The following is a 21,471-nucleotide window of genomic DNA, read 5'->3' as shown; positions in this document are numbered from 1 at the left end:
TGCCGGGTGCAGACTGACCCGTAATCGCCGCCATAACTCGCGTATGCGCGTTTCCATCCCGGGCGTTCCCGGCGTCTACTACGACACCGATTCGGGCTCGTCGGCGATCGGCGTGGCCATGACGGCCGCCGGCCGAAAGGTGCCGAAGCCGAAGGGGTACGCCATCCAGTTGTTGCCGTACCTCTGGTCGTTCGACGTCGATCTGCACGAAGTACCGAACGGTCACCCGATCCAGTATCTCCACCCCGAAGGGGCGCAGAGCCTCGGCGAACTCTCGCCCGAGCGCGGCATGCGGGAGGCGGGGACCGATCTCGAGGGCGTCCTCCGATTCGTCTGGTCGGTCAATCAGGAGATTGAAGCGACGACCAACCAGTTGATCGGCCGCCGCGCGGACCACGACGGGGTCGTTATCGAGATTCAGGACGGCAGCGTCGGCGTCGACGGCGAGGAACTCCGCACGGACGAGTTCGATATCGAGGAAGAAGCGACTGGCGAGACCGAGATCGACATCGAGGAGGGATCGGTGGGCGAAACGGAGGCCGATCCGGACGACGAACCGATCGGTTTCGATCACTCGACCAACGACGTCGATATCGAAGACACCGATACCGACGATTTCGAGCCGGACGAGCCGTAGCAACGTGCGGCGATTCGCGGGAGACAGCTTCCGCTAATCGACGGTAGAACCGCAAAAACGGGTATCTCGAGTTCGAGCGCGCTTACGCGCCCGCGGACTCGAGGGCGTCTTCGATGTCGTCGCGCTGCGTGACGCCGACGAACCGCTCGACGATGCCGTCGTCGTTCTCGATGATGAGCGTCGGCAGCGATCGAACCTGGTACTCGTTTGCGATATCCTGTTGCTCGTCCACGTTTACTTTCTCGACTTCGAATCGGCCCTCCCAGTCGTCCTCGAGCTCCTCGAGGATCGGATCCTGGGTCTTGCAGGGGCCACACCAGTCTGCGTAGAAGTCCTTCAGTGTGACAGTCATCGGTTCATCGCTAGTTCCAACGCGTCGCGCATAAGGGTTTCCCACCGGTTGTGAATTGCCGCAATCGGAGGCATCAATCGCGGGGGGCTACCGTGGCCGACGGATGCCGAATTCGGGGCTGCGGAGCGATAGGTGATCACTCCCGAGCCCGCTGATATGACGGGTGGTCGTAGAACGGGGTCGACTGAGGGAGCGGGTGCACTCGAGAGCCCGTATCGAAGTCAGCGTCGCGGCGGGTCGCCGTCACTCAACGAGCGCGCTCTGTGACCCCGTCGTGAGCGCGACGTATCCGGGGCTGTTTCGGTCGTTCCGTCTCGAGGAGATATAGATAAGAGATGCGGTAACTTTTTCAACCTACAATTTACAAAACACGTTTTGAGAAGATCTCGATTAGTTCTCTCCGGAGAACCAGGACAGTTTGGGTAGATCGACGTAGCCCGGTACAGGCCTCGATAGAAGGGGATTCCGACCGAGCACGGGAAACAGAACCATCTCGGTGTCGAGCCGCGAAAATAGTTGGTTTCAAGGAGGTAAAAACGAGATTCCACGCCCAGGTTGCTTCCTAAATTCGAATAACATGGCATATAGTTCGTCTACTGGTGAAGTTATTGGGCGCTTGTCGTATCGATCCCGTCGGTATTCGATCGAACAATATTCGGTAGTTTGATATCGAATACCCGTATTTCGAACTATATATGGTAATGGACATATAGTCGATCGAACGCGTCACTACAGAGCTACCGGGGCCGTGTGTGCGGCCCGCCGAACGGTTGGGTGCGTTCGTCCGCGACCGAGATCACGACCCGCGCTGTCGTTCGAACGCGCGGGCGCTCGAGAGTACCGTCGCGTCGTCGAAGCGCTCGCCGATCAGCATGAGTCCGACCGGGAGGTCGTTCGCCCGGCCCGCGGGCACCGAAATCGCCGGATGGCCGGTGACGTCGAACGGCGACGTGTTGTGCAACATGTTGAGCGCGCGGTCGATCGCCTCGAGGCGCGAGATCGAGTCGTCGACTTCGTGGGCGGTCTGGGGCGTCGTCGGCATCGCGAGGACGTCGACGTCCTCGAGGGCCTCGTCGTAGGCGTCGGCCAACTGTCGGCCGAGGTTCTTCGCCTTCGCGTAGTACTGGCCGCGGTACTCCTCGGAGAGGTACTGACCGAGTACGAGCGTGAGTTTCAGCGTCGTCAGGTAGTCGTCGGCGTGAGCGCGTCGCGCCCGTCCGAACGCGTTCGCCAGTTGGGTGTCGTAGAACCCCTTCCCGTAGTGGCCGATACACTCGGCGTCGACCGTCGCGGCCGTCTCCTCCGTCGCGATGGCGTTCCAGATCGTGAGCCCGTCGACGTGCATCGGGACGGACAGCCCCGTCACCGTCGCACCAGCATCTTCGAACTCGGTGAGGGCGTCGCGAACGGCGTCGTCGGCCGCCGGCTCGCTGACCGCGTGGCCGAACCCCTCCTCGACGACGCCGACGGTCACGTCGGACGGGTCCTCGGAGAGCGCCCCCGTGTAGTCGTCGGTCGGAACGGCGCCCTGCCGGGGGTCGAGATCGTCTTTACCGGCGATCACGTCCAGCACGCGTGCGCAGTCCTCGACGGTGGAACACATCGGTCCGGCGTGATCGAACGAGCGACCGAGCCCCGCGATTCCGGTGTAGGGAACCAGTCCGTGGGTGGGCTTGTGGCCGACGATCCCGCTCCACGCGGCGGGAATGCGAACCGAGCCGCCCTGATCGCCGCCGATGGCTACATCGACGTCGCCGTTGCCGACGGCTGCGGCCGACCCCGACGAGGAGCCGCCCGCGACGTGATCCGAGTCGACGGGATTCAGAACCGGGCCGGTCGCGGAAAGTTCGCCGCTCCCCGAAAACGCCATGTCCTCCATGTTCAGCTTCCCGGTGATGGTCGCGCCGGCGTCGAGCAGTCGGCTGACGATCGTCGCGTCCGTCGACGGCACGTAGCCCTCGAGGAGCTTCGACCCGAGCGTCATCTCGACGCCGGCGACGTTGACGTTGTCCTTGAGCCCGACGTCGTAGCCCTCGAGCGGGCCGCTCTCGGCTCCCCGCACTTCGCACTTAGTGACGAACGCGTTGAGCGGATCCTCGTCGCGCCCCGGTTTGTAGCCGGGATCGCGGTCGGTGTACTCGACTCGAGGCCGGGGGTCCGGAAGCTCGTCCAGTCGTTCGTAGCCGGCCAGCGTCTCGACGATCGCTGCTTCGAACTCCTCGACTTCTTCGTCGGAGAGGTCGATGTGGTGGTGGGCTGCGTACGCTCGAATTTCCTCGGTCGTCGGCGGTTGTACGTTCGGTGGTGACTCGGACATCCTACTGCGGTAGTCGATAACAAGGAACAAAAAGATTCACCGAGGGCACCTCTCGCGGAAGCGAGACGAATCGACCGCTACCGCTCAGATCCACCGACTGCTCCCACTCAGATCCGACCGTGGTGTCTGAGATATCCTTCCGTGAGCAGCTTCGCGAAGAAGGACTCGACGACCGGATCGTACGGCGGCGAGAGGTCGAGCAGTTCATCGGCGACGGCTCGCTTCGTCTCCTCGAGCGAATCGGTCTCCTCGAACAGCTCGAGGATCCGTTCGTCGTAGCGGTGTAGTTCGGTTCTCGCCGTCTCGAACGCCTCTTCAGGGTCGTTCGGCCAGACGCCGAAGTGCGGGAAGATGATTCGGTCGGGGTCGAGCGTCTCGAGTCGACCGATCGTCTCCGCGATCACGTCGACGTCGAAGTTAGGGAGCGTCGCCGGCGGGAGCCACTGGTCGGCCCGCCCGAAGTAGATGCCGAGACACTCGGCGGCGAACAGGAGGTCCCGTTCGGGGTTCCAGACCGCGAGATGGTCGGGGGAGTGTCCGGGCGCGTGGATCAACTCGAGGCCGTTCGAGCCGATATCGATCGTCGTCCCGTCGTCCGGGACGCTGACAACGTTCTCCGCGGGGACGGGTCCCTGCTCGCCCATCGAGTCGAAGTGGTCGCCCATTGCTTGCCTGCTGCTCTCGATCAGCCCCGCGGGATTTTCGAGGTGCGTCGCGGTCGATTCGTGGATGTAGACGTCACAGTCGGGCGCGGCGTCGACGAGCGCGCTCGCGGCGCCGGTGTGGTCGACGTGTACGTGCGAGAGAACGACGTTCGACAGGTCGGCCGGCGAGACGCCACACGCGTCGAGTCCGTCCAGGAGTTCGTCGGCGGTGGCGGCCACGCCCGCGTCGACCAGCGTCGGTTCGTCGTCGTCGAAGCAGTAGACGGAGGCGACCTCCGAATCGAACAGCTCCACGTCGATTCCGTACACTCCCTCGGTAACGGTGAACACGGTCATACGATAGCTGTTCGGCCAAGTCGCAAATCCGTTTCGGTGGTCCTCAGCACGTCCGTCCTCCCGCGCTCAGAAGTCGATTTCCGCCTGCCCGGTCTTACACACGAAGAACGTCAGGTCGCCCCGGAAGACGACGGTCTCATCCTGCGTCGTCATCTCCGTCTCGAAGACGACCAGTCCGACGTCGTCGCGGCTTTCGAGCGCTCTCGCCTCCGCGACCTCGATCTCGGCCGAAACGGTGTCGCCGATGGAGGCGGGGTTCGGCAGTTCCATGGAATCCATGCCGAGGAACGCGTAAGCTGTTCGCTCGAGGATTCCGATGCTCATGAGCATCCCGAGCGCGTAGTTGAACGTCATCGCGCCGTGGGCGATCCGCTCGCCGAAGTCGCGCTCCTCCGCGAACTCGGCGTTCGTGTGGAGTTCGTTCCAGTCACCGGTCAGCGCCGCCTGCATCGTCACGTCGGTCTCGGTGATCGTTCGGCCGGGGCTCCGGAACGTCTGCCCCTCCTCGAACGCCTCGAAGTGGTGTGGCTCGTAGCTGTAGGCCATACCGGCACCTCTTCGACGACCCACAAATACCTTGTCGCGATCGGTCACCCGCCGAAGACGAGACGGGAGGAGACGAGAATCGGTCTGCTCGCGAGTGGAATCGATCGAAGCGGCACCCTCGAGGGCGGACCGAACGGAGCCGTCACGTTCGTGAAGAGGAACAGCTATAGGCCGATCGACTGAACACCTCTAGCATGGAGTTTCGATTCACCGACGAGCAGCGACAGATCGTCGAGATGGTCGCGGAGTTCGTCGACGACGAGGTCGTCCCGATCGCCGACGAGATCGACCACGAGGACGAGTTCCCCCGCGAACTCGTCGACGAACTCGCCGAACTCGGACTGATGGGGATGCCGTTCCCCGAGGAGTACGGCGGCGCCGGACTCGACTACCACGCCTATCCGGCGGCCCTCGAGGAGATTTCGCGGGGCTCGGGCGGTCTCGGAACGATCGTCGCCGCCCATATCTCGCTCGCGGGGAACATGCTCTACGAGTTCGGCGACGAGTCACAGAAGGAGGAGTTCCTCACGCCGGTCGCCGAGGGAACGGATATCGGCGCGTTCGCGCTCTCCGAAGCCGGAGCCGGCAGCGACGTGCCCGCGATGGACACGGTCGCCGAGAGAGAGGGCGACGGCTACCGGATCAACGGCGGCAAGCTCTGGATCTCGAACGGCTCGGTCGCGGATACGGTCACGCTGTTCGCGAAGACCGACCGAGACGCGGGGAGCAAGGGAATCTCCTCGTTTATCGTCCGGCCCGAGGCGGACGACGGCTTCATCGTCGAGGGGACGGAGGACAAACTCGGCGACAAAGGGTGTCCGACCGCCGAACTCCGGTTCGACGACCTCTGGATCCCCGAGGACCGCCGACTGGGCGAGGAAGGCGAGGGGTTCGTCCAGGCGCTGAAGACGCTCAACGGCGGGCGAATCACCATCGCCGCTCGGTCGATTGGAATCGCACAGGCAGCCTTAGACGAGGCCACGACGTACAGTCAGGATCGGGAGCAGTTCGACCAGCCGATTTCGGACTTCCAGGCGATCCAGCACAAACTGGCCGACATGGACACGAAGACGCGCGCCGCGCGACTGCTCATGCACGACGCCGCCGACAAGAAAATCCGCGGCGAGAACTTCATCAAGGAGGCCGCACAGGCGAAGCTGTACGCCAGCGAAATCTCGCGCGAGGTCGCCAACGAGGGGATCCAGATCCACGGCGGCTACGGCTACACGAAGGACTTCCCGGCCGAGCGGTTCTACCGCGACGCGAAACTCAACGAGATCTACGAGGGCACGAGCGAAGTACTTCGAAACACGATCGCTGCGAAGTTGCTGGACTGACGACGGCCCGCGGTCTCCGTTTTTCGTTCGATCCGTCGGTGGACCGAGCAATTCTGACGAATGACGATCCGACAGAGCGAGTGCTACGCGTCTTCCGTCTCGAGTTCGTCGAGACAATCTTCGACGGGATCGAGCAGTTCGCCGGCGATCGAGTAGGGATCGGTCTCGCCCTGCCGAACCGATTCGGCGAGGTCGTCGATCCCGCCGCGCTCGGCGAGTCGGTCCTCGAGCAGGGCATGGACGTCCTCGCGTAGGAGTGTCCGAATTTCCTCGGCGTAGCGGCCGCGAACCTGCTCGGCGTGCTCGCCGGAGTCGACGAGGTAGGTACGGTGGTTCGCGAACTCGCTAATGAGGTCGTCGACGCCCTCACCTTTCGTCGCGACGGTCTCGACGATCGGTGTCGTCCAGCCCGCCGTCTCCTCAACGTCCGCAACCTCACCGTCCCAGTCGTCGTGGGCGTCGATGACCTCCTGGCTGTGGTGACCATCGCCGCCGCTCATCCCACCGCCGCCGTCGCCGAGTTGGATCATGTCCCGCAGTTCCTGGACCGTCCGATCCGAGCCGGGTCTGTCGGCCTTGTTGACTACGAAAACGTCGGCTATCTCGAGAATGCCGGCCTTCAAGGTCTGAATGTCGTCGCCGGATCCCGGCGGGACGAGAACGGCGACAGTATCAGCCGTCCGGACGATGTCGATCTCGTTTTGGCCGGCACCGACGGTCTCGATGATGATCTTGTCCTTGCCGAAGGCGTCCATCGCCTTGACGGCGTCGGCGGTGGCCGTCGAGAGTCCGCCGAGGGTGCCGCGGGCGCTCATCGATCTGACGAAGACGTCCATATCGCCCACGGTGGAGGCCATTCGGATGCGGTCGCCGAGGACGGCGCCACCCGTAAAGGGCGAGGAGGGATCGATTGCAATGACGCCGACGGTCTCGCCGCGGTCGCGGTACGTCTCGGCGAGTTTGTCGACTAAGGTCGATTTCCCCGCGCCGGGACTGCCCGTGATGCCGATGACGTCGGCCCCGCCGGTGTGGGCGTATATCTCGGAAACGAGGTCCCGGTAGCCCGGCGAGCGGTTCTCGATCTTCGAAATCACTCGAGCCAGCGCGCGGTGTTCGCCTGCGAGCAGCGCCTCGAGCAGTTCCTCGTCGGAGCTCATCGCTCGGGGGCGTTCTCGCGGACGAACTCGATCGTCTCCTCGATCGACGTTCCGGGCCCGAAGATGGCCGCCACGCCATCGTCTCTGAGCGGTTGGCGGTCTTCTTCGGGAATCACGCCGCCGACGAGGACGAGGGTGTCCTCCTTCGCGCCGTACTCCTCGAGTCCGTCCATGATCTTCGGGACGAGCGTGTCGTGTGCGCCTGAGAGGATGGAGATCCCGAGGACGTCGACGTCCTCCTGGACGGCCGCCTGGACGATTTCCTCTGGCCCTTTGTGCAGTCCGGAGTAGATAACTTCGAAGCCGGCGTCGCGGAAGGCCCGCGCGATGACGTGGGCGCCGCGGTCGTGACCGTCGAGTCCGACTTTCGCAACCATACACCGGATACTTTGCTGATCGCTGCCAGCACTCATACCGCTGTGTTTCACGTATTCCCGTATGGTTCTATCGGAACGCTGGATGACATACAGTCCCGTTTCATCGGTGAAACTCGAGTTGGATCGTTTGCGGGGAGGGTCTCCTGAATCGGAGAAAAGGATTAATCTCCCAAGCGTGGTTGGTATTGTATGGCAATCCGCGAAGCAACCGTCGACGACATCGAGTCGATTCAGGACGTAGCACAGCAGTCGTGGACGCAGGACTATCCAAAGATTCTGAGCCGAGAGTCGTTACAGGAGGGGCTCGACGACTGGTACTCCGAGGAGCGAGTTCGAGATTCCATCGTCTGGGCGCGTGCGCTTATGCTGGTCGTCGAGCGGGACGACGAAATCGTCGGCTTCGCACACGGCGTCTGGGACAACGAGACCGAAGTCGGGAACATCCTTCGTGTCTACGTCGCCCCGGACGCTCGGGGCGAGGGAACCGGCGGCCGGCTGCTCGAGGAGACGTGTCGCTCGCTCTTCGAACAGGGCGTCGAGCAGGTCAACGCGATGGTGCTCGACGCGAACGAACTCGGCAAGGACTTCTACGGTGCGTTCGGCTTCGAGCGGGACGACGTCGAGACGGTGTCGATCGGTGACGATGACTATCAGGAGTGTACGTACGTTCTCGAGCGCGAGTCGTACGCCGAAGAGATCGACGGTATCGCGTAGTCAATTCCGAGATCGCTCGGGCCGGTATCGATCCGCTCAGACCGGCGAGAGCTCCTCCTGGTAGGCGCCGTGGTGGTCCTCGAACACCTGCATGATCTCGCCCATCGAGACGTACGCTTTCACCGCGTCGACGATGTACGGCATGACGTTCTCCTCGTTGTCGATGGCGTCCGACAGCGCCGACAGCGTCGCGTCGACCTCTTCGTCGTCGCGTTCGTCCTTGACGCGCTCGAGTCGGTTGAGCTGTCGATCGCGCGTCGTCTCGTCGATCTTGAGGATGTCCGGCGAGGTGTCCTCCTCGATGGTGAACTTGTTGACGCCGACGACGACCTCCTCGCCGCGTTCGACGCGCTGTTGGTACTCGTAGCTCGCCTCGCCGATCTCGCGGTGGAAGTAGCCTTGCTGGATACCGTCGAGCACGCCGTCTCGCACCGAGCCGTCGCCGATCTCCTTGATCTCCTCGATGTAGCCCATGATCTCGGCTTCCATCTCGTTCGTGAGCTTTTCGATGGCGAAACTGCCGCCCATCGGGTCGACGATGTCGGCCGCGCCCGACTCCTCGGCGATGATCTGCTGGGTTCGCAGGGCGACGCGGACGGCCTTCTCGCTCGGCAGCGCCAGCGCCTCGTCGAAACTGTTCGTGTGCAGCGACTGCGTGCCGCCGAGGACGCCAGCGAGCGCTTGAATGGTGACGCGGGCGATGTTGTTCAGCGGCTGCTGGGCGGTCAGCGACTGGCCCGCCGTTTGCGTGTGGAACTTCAGTCGCTTCGACTCGGGGCGTTCCGCATCGTACCACTCCTCCATCACGTTCGCGTAGATGCGACGCGACGCGCGGAACTTCGCGATCTCCTCGAAGATCGAGTTGTGAGAGTTGAAGAAAAAGGAGAGCAGCGGCGCGAACTCGTCGACCTCGAGCCCGCGGTCGAGACAGTCCTCGACGTAGGCGAATCCGTCGGCGAGCGTGAACGCGGCCTCCTGTGCGGCCGTCGAGCCGGCCTCGCGGATGTGGTAGCCCGAAATGGAGACGGGGTGGAACTTCGGCGTCTCGTCGACGGCGAACTCGATGGTGTCGGTGACGATCTTCAGCGAGGGACCCGGCGGAATCACCCACTCCTTCTGGGCGATGAACTCCTTGAGCATGTCGTTCTGCAGGGTCCCGCGGACCTCGTCTCGGGGGACGCCCTGCTGGTCGGCCAGCGCGATGTACATCGCGTAGATGACCGCCGCGGAGGGGTTGATCGTAAAGGACGTCGAGACCTGGTCGATGTCGATCCCGTCGAAGAGGATCTCCATATCGGCGAGCGTGTCGACGGCGACGCCCTCCTTCCCGACCTCGCCCTCGCTCATCGGGTGGTCGGAATCGAGCCCCATCAGCGACGGCATGTCGAACGCCGTCGAGAGCCCGGTCTGGCCCTCGTCGATGAGGTAGTGAAAGCGCTCGTTGGTCTCCTCGGCGGTCCCGAAGCCGGCGAACTGGCGCATCGTCCACGCCCGACCGCGGTACATCGTCGGATACGGCCCCCGCGTGTACGGCGGTTCGCCGGGGAAGCCGAGATCCTCCTCGAAATCCAGATCGGCGATATCCTCCGGCGTGTAGAGACGATCGACTTCGTGGTTCGAGACCGTCGCGAATCGGTCCTTTCGCTCGCCGTGGCCCTCGAGTGCGGGCTCGAGCGTCTCCGCTTCCCACTGCTCCTGTTGCTCGCGGATGTTCTCGAGCTCGGTGTGGTCGAACATTAGTATGGATAACAGTGCCAAGATTCTAAAGTCTTGTTATCGGGACGCTGGTGGATCGTCGAGGTGCCGATATCGACGTCATTGACTCTCGTTTCCGACGACTGGCTCCGTCGCCCAAATCGTTAAGTGCTGCTGACTCGATTGTCAGCTATGCACACGATTCTGCTCCCGATAGACGAGAGTGAAACGCGGTCGCGGCGGGCGGCCAGAACCGTCATCGATCTGCCCGGCGGCCCCGAGGAGAAGGCGGTCGTCCTCCTCAACGTTTCCGAGGAGACGAAACAGCCCTGGCTACAGGAGTTCGAGAGCCAGCGGGCGGAGGGGCGGGCTGAGCCCGAGTTGCCGGCCAGCACCGAGGCGGCGCGAGCTCTTCTCGCGGAGGCCGGCATCGACGTCGACACGCGACTGGAGCGGGGCGACATCACCGAAAATATTCTAGCGGTTGCCGAGGAGATCGACGCGGACAGCATCGTCATGAGCGGGCGAAAGAAGAGCGCGACCGGAAAGGTGCTCTTCGGCAGCGTCACCCAGTCGGTGTTGCTCAGCGCGGATCGGCCCGTCACCGTATTGATGAGCGACGACTGATACGGCCTGCTGTAACTTTTTACCGGTGCAACCGCAGGACGGCTCGCGGTTGCAGCGTCAACGACTTACAGTAGTCCGTATGACCGAGTTCAAACTGTTTCTGCGGACGAGTACGGCTCGAGAGGGTATAGCAAACCTCGAGTCGAACAGCGAACGTCGGTGCAGCCGGGATCGTCGCTGAATTCGAAGTCGTCCCCGACCGCGAGAGCCGGCTGTAAAACGCGACGGCGATCGGTTCGTCAGTCCGCTTTTCGGTACTCGGCCCAGCTGAACACCGCGAGCGTGATCCACCCGATCGCGATGATCGCGGTCAACCGATTGTCGTTGTGGAGCGCGAGCGCCGCGGTCCCGATACCGATGAGCAACCACACCACCGTCCCGGATTTGGATCCAAAGAGTTGCATAGTCTCGGTTTGGGTTACCAGGGCTGGATTCCCCACCAGAGGATCGGGAGCATGAGCACGGCGAGCACGATGAGCGGCACCGCGCTCGTGAAGCGGTCGACGTTGTCGTCGGGGTAGCCGTGCATCTCGTTGATCAGGTTGCGGTTCGATTCCGGATCGACGTTCAGCGCGTCGATCCGTTCGGCCACGAGGGAGACGATGACGAACGTCAGGATCGACAGCGGGAACGCGATCATGATCGCGTCGATCCCCAGGTCGGCGGTTAGTCCCTCCGCACCCGCTCCGAGCCCGCCGATCGCGTGCGGCGAGAGCGCGACGACGGTAACGAAACCGACGACGCTCGAGGCGATCGCCCCGTAGCGGTTCACGCGAGCGGACCAGACACCGAGCACGATCACCGGCGTGATCGCGGCGGCGCTGACGGCGAACGCCCACAAGATACTGACCACGAGGAACGCGGGCGGGTTCAGCGCGATGAGCGCGATGATCAGTCCGGCCGCGATGACGGACGCGTAGCCGGCCTGGGTCTTGCGGTCTTCCGTGATGTCGAGCTCGAAGGCCTCGATGACGTCGTTCGCGACGGCGGCACTGATCGCGAGCATGTGACCGCTGACGGTCGACAGCCCGCCGGCGATCGCCCCCGCGACGACGTAGCCGGTAATCGAGTTGCCGCTGAACGCGAAGTTGAGGTAGAAGATCATCTTGTCGAAGTCGGCCTCGGCGACCTCGAACCCTTCCTGCCCGAGCCACATGACGCCGGCGAACGCGACGGAGTAGATCGTCGCGAACATGAGCCCCGTCACGGCGACGAACCAGAAGACGGTCTTGCGGCCGGCCTCGACGTCACGGCTCGTGAAGATACGCTGTGCCAGGTGGGGCATCCCGATCGGCCCTAGCGCCATCGCCAGGAACATAGCGAAGTACCATCGGGTGTCGAACGTCATGTCGAAGAAGCCCGGATTGGTCGCCTCCATCTCCGGAACGAGGTCACCGTAGCCGAGCGGCGGGAAGAACCAGCCGCTCGAGCCGAGTTGATGGAGGACGATCATCATCGGGAAGAACGCCGCCGTCAGCATGATCCAGAACTGCAGGGCGGAGTTGTAGGAGACGCCCCACATTCCGGCGATGACGACGTACCCCGTCACGAGCGCGGCGATGACGAACAGCGAGAGGGTGTAGTCCCACCCGAACAGGATCTCGGCGATCTGTGCGAGGCCGATGAACTGCCCCAGCGCGTACATCAGCATGACGAACACGATGAGCAGCGCCATCACGACGGACATCGTGTTGCCGTACCGGTCCTTACAGAACGTCGCCGGCGTGTACGAGCCGAGCCGACGGAGCGTCTGTCCGTACAGGATGACGATCAGCGGAATCGAGAGCAGGAAGTTGGTCCAGACGGCCAGAAACGGGATCTGGACCGTAACCATCAGGGCGACGACGCCCATGAACGTCGCCAGACTCTCCCAGGTCGCGGAGATCGCGGAACCGTTGACGAACGGCCCGATAGTCCGGCCGGCGACCATGTAGTCGTCCGTCCCCTTGATCTTGTTTTTCATGTAGTAGCTGATCCCGTAGTAGGCGACGAACGTGAGTCCGATAATGATCAGCGGGATCAGAAGGTCGGTGAACGTTTCCTGGAACGGATACTCTCCCATCTCCTGGAGCGGGAGCGGCCTAATCATCGGCATCACCCGGCTCTGCGCCGACCTCGTCGGCTCCGCTTACGTCACCTGCCGACGCGTTCAACTGCGCTTTTTCGTCCATGATCGAGGTGGTAACGTACTGGTAGTACCCCCAGTACAGGACGAACATCGCTGCCGGTCCACCGGCGATCATCCAGAAGTAGTGGAACGGGAATCCCAGTATTCTGAAGTCCGGTGTTCCAAACATGGTGAACCAGATCCCCGAGTGTATCACACCAATGAGTGCCAACGCAGCAATCAGTGATGCGAGTGCTTCCTTGGTATGAGTCTGCATACACTACTCCCCGTCATAATGCAACTATTAAATTCTTACGCATAGGTAGACCTAATATTCATCATATGCATTTGAACCGTCGTCTGAGTGAACTGATCGCGTTGATTCAAACGAATATCGGCCGATAGTACGCTCTGCAGACCGGGATACTCGGTCGAACGGCGTCGACAGCTCGCGGTACTCACCATCGAGAGGAACGCGACCGGCTCAGCCCGCGAGTTCGTCCGTAAGGTCGAAGAACGTCTCGACGGTCAGATCCGGCTCCGTCGCGGAGGGATCCCACGGCCCGTCGTCGCGATTGATCCACACGCCTTGCATCCCCGCGTGCATCGCTCCCCGGACGTCGAAGGTCGGTCCGGCAACGTGCGCTATCGACTCGATCGGTGTTCCGGTTCGGGCCGCAGCGTGTCGGTAGATGTCAGCGTCGGGTTTGAACGTCCGAATCTCGTGTGCGCTGATCGCGTCGGCGATGACGTCCTCGATATCCGCCGACTCGACCATCGATTCGAGCATCTCGGGGTTGCCGTTCGACAGCACGTACACGTCGTAGCCGGCGTCCGTAAGCGTCTCGAGTCCGTCCCGAACGTCGTCGAACGGGTCGAGATCGTGGTACGTCGAGAGGATCTCCTCGATCGTCTCCGAGGTGAGATCGACACCGTGGCTCTCGAGTGCAAACCGGAGGGCGTCGCGATTCATCTCGTAGAACGGCTGATAGTCGTCGACGAAGTTGCCGACCATCGTGTACATGATCGAGCGACTGCGCCAGAGCGTCGAGATCGGACGAATTTCGTCGACGTGTTCCTCGAGGGTCGCCTCGACGGAGTGAGGATCGACGAGCGTCCCGTACGAATCGACGGTGATCGTGTCGACGGCGGTCGGATCGAAGGACATACGCTATCGGTTGGACGCCGTCGCTCATATACGGTGGGGTGTGTTGGCACGGATCGGTTTCGCGATCGAATGCCCTTCGATTCGAACGGTTCCTCAGTCGTACGCGCGTCTCCCCGTCGCGTCGACCGTCGCCGCGTACACCGGCAGCGCCGGGATCACGGTCTCGATCGGTCCTCGATTGAAGTCGCGAAACAGCGTCTGCAGCTCCGATATCGCCTCTTCGTCGATCCCCCGTTCGGCGAGCGACTCCGGCCCCAGTTGCGGGACGTACGCGGCCTCGTCGACGAACTCGGAAACCACCGCTCGAGCGTCGTCGACGGCCGTCGAGAACGCGTCGCCCGCTAAAATCGGCTCGACGTCGTCCCACATCGGGGCCAGGTAGTCGGGCCACTGTGCGAGAGTCCGGTAGATGCTCGGCAGGCCGTCCTCGAGGCCGTGAAACGACTGGATAGCCGTAACCACGTCGTCCAGTTCGGCCGGCGTCTCGTCGAACGCGATCATCGTCGGCGGTCGTCCCCGGTCGGCGTCGAGCCACGGCGGAAGGGGCGACGTCGCCTCGCGAGTGGAGTCGGGGTCGGTCCCGACCGGCTCCTCGTGGAGCCCCCGGTCTACGAGTTCGAAGAGCACGGCGAGTCGGGGGGCGACGATATCGTAGGTCGCGAGCTGGCCCCGGAGTTCGCCGTACTCGGCCGGCGAGACGTCGAGCTCTCCGCAGCGATAGGTCGGCACGGTGGACTCGGCCTCGAGTGCCGAGAGCACGGTGTCCCGATACGCGACCGACAGCCTGCCGAACCGAGCGGTCTCGAACACCGGCTTCACCTGTGCCCACGCATATCGGCAGAACTCGGGGTAGTTCGCGATCGTCGTTCGAAAGATCCAGTTGACGATCGGCGCCCTGAACGTCCGTTTGATGTCGTCGTAGAGCCCTCGTTTCCAGCCCGTCGCCTCGATCTCGTACAGCTGCTTGCTCGTATCCATACCGGAGCAGCGACCGCGTGTCGTGTTAAGTGTTCTCGTTGACCAAATCGAGAGCGTCGAATGCCGTCGAGTACGCATCGGACGGTTCGACGGACGCCCACCGATCGCCGGCACGTTGGGGAGATTGGCGGCGGCAAGAACGGCAGAAACAGGAAAACATTAAAGCGGACATGGTATGATTGGTCGAGTATGGGTGTGGATTACGATACCATAGTCGAGTCGTTCGAATGGGACATTCCCGAGTCGTACACGATCACGTCGACCGTCGACGACCACGCGTCGTCGTTCGGCGACCGGGTCGCGATCAAGTTTCTGAACGCGGACGGTCACCGCGAGGAGCGGACGTACGCCGATCTCCGGGACGAGATGTATCGGTTCGCGAACGGCCTCGAGGAACTCGGCGTCAGCGAGGGCGACCGCGTGATGCATCTGCTGCCGCGACATCCGGACGTGTTCGCCGTCCAACTTGGCGCGCTCGCAACCGGCTCGCTGCTGGTCCCCTGTTCGTCGATGCTGCGAGCGAAGGACATCGAGTTCCGGGCGAACGACTGCAACGCCACGACCATCGTCGTCCACGAGTCGCTCATCGATATGGTCGAGCCGGTGCTCGAGGAGACGCCGCTCGAGCGCGTGATCGTCCTCGACGGCGACGAGAGCGAGCTCGACGACGACCGGTGGTCGACCGTCCAGTCGGTCGCCGACGGCCAGTCGGCGGACTACGACGGTCCGGAGCTCTCCTCGGAGGACCCGATGTCGATCAACTACACCAGCGGGACGACCGGTCAGCCGAAACCGGTGCTGCACAAACACCGTTGGCAGTACTGCTTCAACCAGGTTAACGCCCCCTACTGGTGGGGCGTCGACGAAGACACCGATCTCGAGGACGAACTGCTGTGGGCGACGACCGGCACCGGCTGGGCGAAGTGGTTCTGGAGCCCCGTCGGCGTCGGCCTGACGACCGGTGCGACCCAGCTCGTATACGACGGCGATTTCGAACCCGACGTCTTCCTCGAAATTCTCCAGGATGAGGGCGTCACGAAACTCTGTGCGGTCCCCACCCAGTACCGGATGTTCGCGAACGCCGACCTCGAGTCCTACGACGTCCAGTTGAACGACACGCTCTCGGCCGGCGAACCGCTCAACCGCGAGCCGATCGAGCGCATTCAGGACGCCTGGGGCGTGACCCCGCGGGACGGCTACGGCCAGACCGAGACCGTCGCGCTCGTGACGAACTACCCCGGAATCGACGTCAAAACCGGCAGCATGGGGAAACCGACCCCCGGCGTCGGCGCGACGATCATCGAGATGGACGAGGAGAAAGAGGTCGAGCCCGGCGAGATCGGCGAGATCGCCGTTCCCGTCGACTCGCCGGCCATCTTCGACGGCTACTACGAGAAGCCCGAACTCGACGAGCAGAAGCTCTCGGGCGAGTACTACCGAACCGGCGACCTTGCCTCCCAGGACGAGGACGGCTACTTCTTCTTCGAGGGCCGGGCCGACGACATCATCATCTCCTCGGGCTACCGCATCGGCCCGTTCGAGGTCGAGGACGCGCTCGTGAGCCACGACGCCGTCGCCGAAGCGGCCGCGGTCGACAGTCCCCACGACGAACGCGGCAGCGTCGTCAAGACCTACGTGATCCTCGCCGAGGAGTACGAAGGCAGCGAGGAGCTCAAGACCGAACTCCAGGACTTCATGAAAGAGGAGACGGCCCCCTACAAGTACCCGCGCCGCATCGAGTTCGTCGACGAACTGCCCAAGACTTCGAGCGGGAAGATCCGACGGATCGAACTCCGCCAGCAGGAACAGGAGAAGTACAGCTAATCCCCGCCGTCAACTGAACGCAGCCGCTTACTCTTTCCAGATCAGTCCCGCGATCTCGCCCTCGAGAACGATCTTTCCGTCGTCGTTCGTACAAACGACGCTGCTCTCGATCTCGTAGCGATCGTCGCCCTCGTTCACCGACTCGTTTCGCAGGGTGCAGGTGATTCGATCGCCTGTGTACACCGGCCGGACGAACTCGAGTTCCATCCGCCGCGCCAGATAGCTGAGATCGCCGCCGATCTTCGTCGGGAGGCTCGCGGTGAGAAGGCCCTGAACCACCAGTTCGCCGTCCTCGTTCGGCTCCGTGTGAATCGCCTGCTGATCGCCCGAGAGCTCGCCGAACTCGCGAACCTCCGCGACCGTGAACGTCCGCTCGTACGTATACTCCTCGCCTGCTTCGGGAACTGACGTCGACATGGTCGTTCGTTCTCGCCGAGCCGATTTCAAGCTACTGCCGCTCGAGTGGGTTACGCGTCGCCGCGGGCCCGGATACACTCGCGAATCTCGTCGGGCAGCGGCGTCGCCTCGAACGCGTCGTCGACGAAGACGAACGACACCTCGCCCTCGGCGACGCGTTCGTCGTCCGCCGCGCGGGTGATCGCGAACGCGAGCGTCAGCGAGGACGTCCCGCTGTCCACGACGGTCGTCTCGATGACGGCCTCGTCGCCGGCGCGAAGCGGCGAGTGAAACGACGCCGAGGCCTCGACCGCGGGGAGGACGTAGCCGGCGCGTCGGTACCGCTCCATCGGGTGTTCGCCGTCGGTGGCGAGCCTGAAGTAGTCGTTCAGTCCCACGATCACGAAGTGGAAGAATCGCGGGTAGTAGATGAGGCCGCCGGCGTCGGTGTCGCCCCAGTCGACGGTGATCTCAGTCGTGTGTGTCATCGGCCGGTCGAAATGTAATCGTTCGGTCGCCGCTCGTCTCGCTCGGTTTGACGGTCGCCGTGACGGCGTCTCCGATATCGACGTCGGCTGGATCGACGCCGCGGACGATTCCGGTCAGCCTGACCGGCCCGAACGCCGCGAGCGCCGTCACGTAGGGCGCGTCGTCGTCGAACGCCGGCGTCGGCACGGTGACGGTCGTGTGCGTGACGATCTCGCCCGTTGCCGGCAACGGCAGCGTCTCGAGGTCCCGATCCCCGCAGTGGGGACAGGCCCGTCGCGGCGGAAGCGTTCCGTGGGCGTTCGAACACTCGTAGTAGTAGCCGTCGCCGGAGTCGAGGGCCTCGAGGAACTCGTCGTAGCCGGCGTTACGAGAGTCGCTCACGCAACCACCTCCAACACGTGAACCGTCGCACTGGCGACCGTCCCGCCGGCGTTGTGGGCCAGCCCGACGGTGACGTCGTCGTCGACGGCGTCCGACTGGGGATGGGTGCCCTCGAGCAAGGTCCTGACGGCCGCGATCTGGGCCGCGCCGGTCGCGCCGACGGGGTGGCCCTTTGCCTTCAGTCCGCCCGAGAGGTTCACCGGCAGCGCGCCGTCGCGGCGCGTCTCGCCGCGGCGGGCCGCGCCGAGCGCCTCGCCGTAGCTGTAGAGGCCCAGTCCCTCGAGCGCGAGCACCTCCGCGATCGTAAAGCAGTCGTGGACTTCGGCGATGCCGACCTCGTCGGGGGTAATCCCGGCGTCGTCGTACGCCGCTTCGGCGGCCTCGCGCGTGCCGGGCGTCTTCGCGAGCGACTGGCGATCCTGCAGCGCCATCGTGTCGCCGCCGTGGCCCGAGCCCGTGATCGCAACGCCAGAGTCGAGCCCGTGCTCGGCTGCGTAGGACGGAGAGCAGAGGACGACGGCGGCGGCGCCGTCGCTGATCGGGCAGGCGTCGTACAGCCCGAGCGGCGCGGCGATCTCCGGGGCCTCGAGGACGTCGTCGACGGTGATCTCCTGGCGCAGGTGGGCGTGGTCGTTGACGAGCGCGTTCTCGTGGTTCTTGACCGCGACGTGCGCGAGGTCCGTCCGGTCGCCGCCGTAGGCGTCGAAGTAGGCTCGAGCCAATAACGCGTAGGCCGCAGGAAACGTCACGCCGGCCCGCACTTCGAAGAGATCGTCCGCCGCGCGAGCCAGCCCGTCGGTCGCTCCGGCGGTTCCCATGTTGCTCATCCGTTCCATACCGCCCGCGACGACCACGTCGGCGTCGCCGGCCCGAACGGCGCGAACCGCGTCCCGAATCGCGACGCCGCTCGAGGCGCAAGCGCTCTCGACGCGTCTCGCCGGCGCGGTCGTGCCGAGGGCCTCCGCGACGAGCGGTCCCTGGTGGCCCTGGCGCTCCGAGAGCGTGCCGACGAAGTTGCCGTAGAACACCTCGTCGACGTCCGCAGATGTGAGGCCGGCGTCGTCGAGCGCGGCGAGTCCGGCCTCCGCGAACATGTCCCGTCCGGTTCGGTCCGGAAACGATCCGAACGCAGTCGTCCCTGATCCGGCGATGAATGCCTTCGTCATTAGCTACCACGACACGATTGCACAGACGACGATTTAGGTGTATCGACAGCGGCCCGAAGCACGGAGCGACGGCCGCTCGAGGCGCTACACTTATCAGCGTGGTCGAAACACCTTCTCTCGGTGGTCGCCGAGACGATCGACCGCGTCGGCGTCGTCGGCGCGGGAACGATGGGCAGCGGTATCGCACAGGTCGCCGCCACGCACGGCTACGACGTCGTGATGCGGGACATCGAGCAGGGGTTCGTCGAGAACGGCTTCGACACGATCGACGACAGTCTCGGGCGGCTCGAGGGACGCGATTCCCTCGAGGAAGACCCCGATACCATCCGGGAGCGAATCGACGGCACGACGAGTCTCGAGGACCTCGCCGACTGCGATATCGTGGTCGAGGCGGCCCTCGAGAAACTCGACGTGAAACGGGACATCTTCGCGGACCTCGAGGATGTCTGTGACGAAGCGTGCGTGCTCGCGACGAACACGAGCACGCTCTCGATCACCTCGATCGCGGGCGACCTGGACGCGCCCGAGCGCGTGGTCGGACTGCACTTCATGAACCCCGTGCCGATCATGGAGGGCGTCGAGGTCGTCGTCGGCGAGAAGACCGACCCGGAGATCGTCGAGTTCGCCCACGAGTTCTCCGAGGACCTCGAGAAGACGACCTGGGAGTCCGACGACAAGCCCGGCTTCGTTACGAACCGGATCCTGATGCCGTGGATCAACGAGGGGATCCGCGCGTTCGACGAGGGCGTCGCCACGAAGGAGGATATCGACGCGGGCATGGAACTCGGCACGAACGTTCCGATGGGGCCGCTGACGCTCGCGGATCACATCGGTCTGGACATCTGTCTGCACGCGACCGAAACGCTGTACGAGGAGCTCGGCGACCGCTACAAACCCGCCTACCTCCTCAAGCGGAAGGTCGAAGCGGGCGACCTCGGGAAGAAAACTGGCGTCGGCTTCTACGAGTACGACTGAGTTCGTTCGCTCGAGTCCGAATCGCTGCCCGGCCGCCTACCGCTTCAAGTGCCGGGCGATGATCTTCTTCTGGATCTCGGACGTACCCTCGTAGATCGTCGTGATCTTGGCGTCGCGGTAGTAGCGCTCGACGTCGAAGTCCTTCGTGTAGCCGTAGCCGCCGTGGATCTGGACCGCCTCGCTCGCGACGTCCACCGCCGTCTCGCTGGCGAAGTACTTCGCCATCGCGGCCGCTTTCGGGGCGACGCCGCCCTCGTTCTGGCGGGCCGCGTCGCGGGTGAGCAGGCGGGCCGCCTGTACGTCCGTCTGCATATCGGCGAGTTTGTGCCCGATCGCCTGGTGTTCGACGATCGGCTTGCCGAACTGCTCGCGGTCGTGTGCGTAGGTGATCGAGTCGTCGAGCGCCGCCTGCGCGACGCCGACCGCCTGACTCGCGATCGCGACCCGGCCGCCGGTCAGGATCGAGAACGCGGAGCTGAGTCCCTCCCCGACCTCCGTCAGTCGATTCTCGGCCGGAATGCGGACGTCGTCGAAGATGAGCGTCGTCGTGTCGCTCGCGCGCAGGCCGAGTTTGTCCTCCTTCTTGCCGACCTCGAGCCCCTCGACGTCTTTTGGGACGAGGAACTGAGTGACACTTCCCGGGTCGTCGCGGTCGGTCTTGGCGAAGAGGATCACGACGCCCGCGCGCTCGCCGTTCGTGATCCATTGTTTCTTGCCGTTGATGACGTACTCGTCCCCTTCGAGGCGGGCTTCGGTCGACAGTTCGGCGGGGTTCGAGCCGGCGTGGGGCTCCGACAGCGCGAACGCGCCGACCGGCCGGCCCGACACCATCTCCGGGAGCCACTCCTCGCGGTGTGTCTCCGAGCCGAACTGCCGGATGCAGGAGGTGGCGAGACAGTGGACCGAGAGGGCCGTCGCAACGGCGAGGTGGCCGTACGCGAGCTCCTCGTTGACGATGCTGTACGTGAGCGTGTCGACGTCGAGTCCGCCGTACTCCTCTGGGACCGTCAGCCCCGTGAGGTCGAGTTCCGCGAGGCCGTCCCAGACGTCCTCCGGGAACGCCTGGTTCGCGTCCGCCTCGTCGACGTCGACTCCGACCTCGTTCTCGACGAACTCCTGTACCGTGTTCCGAATGAGCTCCTGTTCGTCTGTCAGCGTCATTACCTCCCTCTTCTCGAGGCTGCTACTAAAGTGTGCGATTCGACAGCCGTCGGATACGTCCCGAAT

The 21,471-nt window shown here is 63.9% G+C and carries 23 protein-coding genes; 6 read left to right on the top strand and 17 right to left on the bottom strand.

The window, feature by feature from the left end; translation table 11 throughout:
* Nucleotides 1–43: 43 nt before the first annotated feature.
* Nucleotides 44–637: a hypothetical protein gene (locus BLT08_RS18735; RefSeq protein WP_090311013.1), complete on the top strand. Its 594-nt coding sequence runs from the start codon at nucleotides 44–46 to the stop codon at nucleotides 635–637.
* A gap of 82 nt (nucleotides 638–719) precedes the next feature.
* Here BLT08_RS18735 and BLT08_RS18730 read toward each other — a convergent pair whose 3' ends face one another.
* The 4 genes from BLT08_RS18730 to BLT08_RS18715 all read right to left on the bottom strand — a co-directional run bounded on the left by BLT08_RS18730 (nucleotide 720) and on the right by BLT08_RS18715 (nucleotide 4,853).
* The gene (locus BLT08_RS18730; RefSeq protein WP_007110841.1) at nucleotides 720–989 is read right to left on the bottom strand and encodes a thioredoxin family protein; all 270 of its coding nucleotides are present in this window, start codon (nucleotides 987–989) and stop codon (nucleotides 720–722) included.
* 796 nt (nucleotides 990–1,785) lie between these two features.
* Entirely contained in the window at nucleotides 1,786–3,306 is a 1,521-nt protein-coding gene (locus tag BLT08_RS18725; RefSeq protein ID WP_090311011.1) for an amidase, read from the bottom strand.
* A gap of 107 nt (nucleotides 3,307–3,413) precedes the next feature.
* Nucleotides 3,414–4,307, bottom strand: coding sequence for an MBL fold metallo-hydrolase (locus tag BLT08_RS18720; protein WP_090311009.1), 894 nt, complete (start codon nucleotides 4,305–4,307; stop codon nucleotides 3,414–3,416).
* Between the two features lie 66 nt (nucleotides 4,308–4,373).
* Nucleotides 4,374–4,853, bottom strand: a complete 480-nt coding sequence (locus tag BLT08_RS18715) for a MaoC/PaaZ C-terminal domain-containing protein (protein ID WP_090311006.1) — start codon at nucleotides 4,851–4,853, stop codon at nucleotides 4,374–4,376.
* Nucleotides 4,854–5,047: 194 nt separating this feature from the next.
* Here BLT08_RS18715 and BLT08_RS18710 point away from each other — a divergent pair, with 194 nt between their 5' ends.
* Nucleotides 5,048–6,190, top strand: coding sequence for an acyl-CoA dehydrogenase (locus BLT08_RS18710; RefSeq protein WP_090311004.1), 1,143 nt, complete (start codon nucleotides 5,048–5,050; stop codon nucleotides 6,188–6,190).
* Nucleotides 6,191–6,273: 83 nt separating this feature from the next.
* Here BLT08_RS18710 and meaB read toward each other — a convergent pair whose 3' ends face one another.
* Both meaB and BLT08_RS18700 read right to left on the bottom strand, forming a co-directional pair.
* Nucleotides 6,274–7,347: a methylmalonyl Co-A mutase-associated GTPase MeaB gene (meaB, locus tag BLT08_RS18705; RefSeq protein WP_090311002.1), complete on the bottom strand. Its 1,074-nt coding sequence runs from the start codon at nucleotides 7,345–7,347 to the stop codon at nucleotides 6,274–6,276.
* On the bottom strand, nucleotides 7,344–7,760 hold the full coding sequence (locus BLT08_RS18700) for a cobalamin B12-binding domain-containing protein (RefSeq protein WP_090311000.1): 417 nt from the start codon (nucleotides 7,758–7,760) through the stop codon (nucleotides 7,344–7,346). The genes meaB and BLT08_RS18700 overlap by 4 nt, the downstream gene beginning before the upstream one ends.
* A gap of 153 nt (nucleotides 7,761–7,913) precedes the next feature.
* Between BLT08_RS18700 and BLT08_RS18695 the strand changes: the two genes are divergently transcribed.
* The gene (locus tag BLT08_RS18695; RefSeq protein WP_090310999.1) at nucleotides 7,914–8,438 is read left to right on the top strand and encodes a GNAT family N-acetyltransferase; all 525 of its coding nucleotides are present in this window, start codon (nucleotides 7,914–7,916) and stop codon (nucleotides 8,436–8,438) included.
* A gap of 36 nt (nucleotides 8,439–8,474) precedes the next feature.
* Here BLT08_RS18695 and BLT08_RS18690 read toward each other — a convergent pair whose 3' ends face one another.
* On the bottom strand, nucleotides 8,475–10,175 hold the full coding sequence (locus BLT08_RS18690) for an acyl-CoA mutase large subunit family protein (RefSeq protein ID WP_090310997.1): 1,701 nt from the start codon (nucleotides 10,173–10,175) through the stop codon (nucleotides 8,475–8,477).
* Between the two features lie 150 nt (nucleotides 10,176–10,325).
* Between BLT08_RS18690 and BLT08_RS18685 the strand changes: the two genes are divergently transcribed.
* Complete coding sequence (locus tag BLT08_RS18685) at nucleotides 10,326–10,760, top strand: universal stress protein (protein ID WP_090310995.1); 435 nt, start codon at nucleotides 10,326–10,328, stop codon at nucleotides 10,758–10,760.
* A gap of 239 nt (nucleotides 10,761–10,999) precedes the next feature.
* On the opposite strand, the gene BLT08_RS23150 is transcribed toward BLT08_RS18685, so the two are convergent.
* The 5 genes from BLT08_RS23150 to BLT08_RS18665 form a co-directional block, all read right to left on the bottom strand.
* On the bottom strand, nucleotides 11,000–11,164 hold the full coding sequence (locus BLT08_RS23150) for a hypothetical protein (RefSeq protein ID WP_162832107.1): 165 nt from the start codon (nucleotides 11,162–11,164) through the stop codon (nucleotides 11,000–11,002).
* 14 nt (nucleotides 11,165–11,178) lie between these two features.
* Nucleotides 11,179–12,855, bottom strand: a complete 1,677-nt coding sequence (locus tag BLT08_RS18680; RefSeq protein ID WP_090310993.1) for a sodium:solute symporter family transporter — start codon at nucleotides 12,853–12,855, stop codon at nucleotides 11,179–11,181.
* Entirely contained in the window at nucleotides 12,842–13,144 is a 303-nt protein-coding gene (locus BLT08_RS18675; protein ID WP_090310991.1) for a hypothetical protein, read from the bottom strand. The genes BLT08_RS18680 and BLT08_RS18675 overlap by 14 nt, the downstream gene beginning before the upstream one ends.
* Before the next feature lie 207 nt (nucleotides 13,145–13,351).
* Nucleotides 13,352–14,035, bottom strand: coding sequence for a haloacid dehalogenase type II (locus BLT08_RS18670; RefSeq protein ID WP_090310990.1), 684 nt, complete (start codon nucleotides 14,033–14,035; stop codon nucleotides 13,352–13,354).
* A 93-nt stretch (nucleotides 14,036–14,128) separates the two neighbouring features.
* Nucleotides 14,129–15,013 (bottom strand): halocarboxylic acid dehydrogenase DehI family protein, encoded by an 885-nt coding sequence (locus BLT08_RS18665; RefSeq protein WP_090310988.1) that lies wholly within the window; start codon nucleotides 15,011–15,013, stop codon nucleotides 14,129–14,131.
* A gap of 189 nt (nucleotides 15,014–15,202) precedes the next feature.
* Here BLT08_RS18665 and BLT08_RS18660 point away from each other — a divergent pair, with 189 nt between their 5' ends.
* On the top strand, nucleotides 15,203–16,837 hold the full coding sequence (locus BLT08_RS18660) for an acetate--CoA ligase (protein ID WP_090310986.1): 1,635 nt from the start codon (nucleotides 15,203–15,205) through the stop codon (nucleotides 16,835–16,837).
* A 27-nt stretch (nucleotides 16,838–16,864) separates the two neighbouring features.
* Here BLT08_RS18660 and BLT08_RS18655 read toward each other — a convergent pair whose 3' ends face one another.
* From BLT08_RS18655 to BLT08_RS18640, 4 genes are read right to left on the bottom strand one after another with little or no spacing between them, the layout of a single operon-like run.
* Nucleotides 16,865–17,254, bottom strand: coding sequence for a MaoC/PaaZ C-terminal domain-containing protein (locus BLT08_RS18655; RefSeq protein ID WP_090310984.1), 390 nt, complete (start codon nucleotides 17,252–17,254; stop codon nucleotides 16,865–16,867).
* Nucleotides 17,255–17,304: 50 nt separating this feature from the next.
* The gene (locus BLT08_RS18650) at nucleotides 17,305–17,721 is read right to left on the bottom strand and encodes an acyl-CoA thioesterase (RefSeq protein WP_090310983.1); all 417 of its coding nucleotides are present in this window, start codon (nucleotides 17,719–17,721) and stop codon (nucleotides 17,305–17,307) included.
* A complete protein-coding gene (locus BLT08_RS18645; RefSeq protein ID WP_090310981.1) occupies nucleotides 17,705–18,103 on the bottom strand; it encodes a Zn-ribbon domain-containing OB-fold protein in 399 nt (132 codons plus the stop codon). Before BLT08_RS18645 ends, BLT08_RS18650 begins: the two co-directional genes overlap by 17 nt.
* Entirely contained in the window at nucleotides 18,100–19,269 is a 1,170-nt protein-coding gene (locus tag BLT08_RS18640) for a thiolase C-terminal domain-containing protein (protein ID WP_090310979.1), read from the bottom strand. Before BLT08_RS18640 ends, BLT08_RS18645 begins: the two co-directional genes overlap by 4 nt.
* A gap of 120 nt (nucleotides 19,270–19,389) precedes the next feature.
* Here BLT08_RS18640 and BLT08_RS18635 point away from each other — a divergent pair, with 120 nt between their 5' ends.
* Complete coding sequence (locus BLT08_RS18635; protein ID WP_090310977.1) at nucleotides 19,390–20,244, top strand: 3-hydroxyacyl-CoA dehydrogenase family protein; 855 nt, start codon at nucleotides 19,390–19,392, stop codon at nucleotides 20,242–20,244.
* A gap of 36 nt (nucleotides 20,245–20,280) precedes the next feature.
* On the opposite strand, the gene BLT08_RS18630 is transcribed toward BLT08_RS18635, so the two are convergent.
* On the bottom strand, nucleotides 20,281–21,405 hold the full coding sequence (locus tag BLT08_RS18630) for an acyl-CoA dehydrogenase family protein (RefSeq protein ID WP_090310975.1): 1,125 nt from the start codon (nucleotides 21,403–21,405) through the stop codon (nucleotides 20,281–20,283).
* Nucleotides 21,406–21,471 lie beyond the last annotated feature (66 nt).

The organism is Natronorubrum texcoconense (assembly GCF_900100335.1).
GTDB classification, from domain to species: Archaea; Halobacteriota; Halobacteria; order Halobacteriales; family Natrialbaceae; genus Natronorubrum; species Natronorubrum texcoconense.
This window is presented reverse-complemented; position numbering and strand designations above follow the sequence as displayed.

What these genes read in the sequence shown, in the direction of transcription:
- BLT08_RS18735 (WP_090311013.1), top strand. Translation starts at nt 44, where the DNA reads ATGCGCGTTTCCATCCCGGGCGTTCCCGGCGTCTACTACGACACCGAT.
- BLT08_RS18730 (WP_007110841.1), bottom strand. Translation starts at nt 989, where the DNA reads ATGACTGTCACACTGAAGGACTTCTACGCAGACTGGTGTGGCCCCTGC.
- BLT08_RS18725 (WP_090311011.1), bottom strand. Translation starts at nt 3,306, where the DNA reads ATGTCCGAGTCACCACCGAACGTACAACCGCCGACGACCGAGGAAATT.
- BLT08_RS18720 (WP_090311009.1), bottom strand. Translation starts at nt 4,307, where the DNA reads ATGACCGTGTTCACCGTTACCGAGGGAGTGTACGGAATCGACGTGGAG.
- BLT08_RS18715 (WP_090311006.1), bottom strand. Translation starts at nt 4,853, where the DNA reads ATGGCCTACAGCTACGAGCCACACCACTTCGAGGCGTTCGAGGAGGGG.
- BLT08_RS18710 (WP_090311004.1), top strand. Translation starts at nt 5,048, where the DNA reads ATGGAGTTTCGATTCACCGACGAGCAGCGACAGATCGTCGAGATGGTC.
- meaB (WP_090311002.1), bottom strand. Translation starts at nt 7,347, where the DNA reads ATGAGCTCCGACGAGGAACTGCTCGAGGCGCTGCTCGCAGGCGAACAC.
- BLT08_RS18700 (WP_090311000.1), bottom strand. Translation starts at nt 7,760, where the DNA reads ATGAGTGCTGGCAGCGATCAGCAAAGTATCCGGTGTATGGTTGCGAAA.
- BLT08_RS18695 (WP_090310999.1), top strand. Translation starts at nt 7,914, where the DNA reads ATGGCAATCCGCGAAGCAACCGTCGACGACATCGAGTCGATTCAGGAC.
- BLT08_RS18690 (WP_090310997.1), bottom strand. Translation starts at nt 10,175, where the DNA reads ATGTTCGACCACACCGAGCTCGAGAACATCCGCGAGCAACAGGAGCAG.
- BLT08_RS18685 (WP_090310995.1), top strand. Translation starts at nt 10,326, where the DNA reads ATGCACACGATTCTGCTCCCGATAGACGAGAGTGAAACGCGGTCGCGG.
- BLT08_RS23150 (WP_162832107.1), bottom strand. Translation starts at nt 11,164, where the DNA reads ATGCAACTCTTTGGATCCAAATCCGGGACGGTGGTGTGGTTGCTCATC.
- BLT08_RS18680 (WP_090310993.1), bottom strand. Translation starts at nt 12,855, where the DNA reads ATGCCGATGATTAGGCCGCTCCCGCTCCAGGAGATGGGAGAGTATCCG.
- BLT08_RS18675 (WP_090310991.1), bottom strand. Translation starts at nt 13,144, where the DNA reads ATGCAGACTCATACCAAGGAAGCACTCGCATCACTGATTGCTGCGTTG.
- BLT08_RS18670 (WP_090310990.1), bottom strand. Translation starts at nt 14,035, where the DNA reads ATGTCCTTCGATCCGACCGCCGTCGACACGATCACCGTCGATTCGTAC.
- BLT08_RS18665 (WP_090310988.1), bottom strand. Translation starts at nt 15,013, where the DNA reads ATGGATACGAGCAAGCAGCTGTACGAGATCGAGGCGACGGGCTGGAAA.
- BLT08_RS18660 (WP_090310986.1), top strand. Translation starts at nt 15,203, where the DNA reads ATGGGTGTGGATTACGATACCATAGTCGAGTCGTTCGAATGGGACATT.
- BLT08_RS18655 (WP_090310984.1), bottom strand. Translation starts at nt 17,254, where the DNA reads ATGTCGACGTCAGTTCCCGAAGCAGGCGAGGAGTATACGTACGAGCGG.
- BLT08_RS18650 (WP_090310983.1), bottom strand. Translation starts at nt 17,721, where the DNA reads ATGACACACACGACTGAGATCACCGTCGACTGGGGCGACACCGACGCC.
- BLT08_RS18640 (WP_090310979.1), bottom strand. Translation starts at nt 19,269, where the DNA reads ATGACGAAGGCATTCATCGCCGGATCAGGGACGACTGCGTTCGGATCG.
- BLT08_RS18630 (WP_090310975.1), bottom strand. Translation starts at nt 21,405, where the DNA reads ATGACGCTGACAGACGAACAGGAGCTCATTCGGAACACGGTACAGGAG.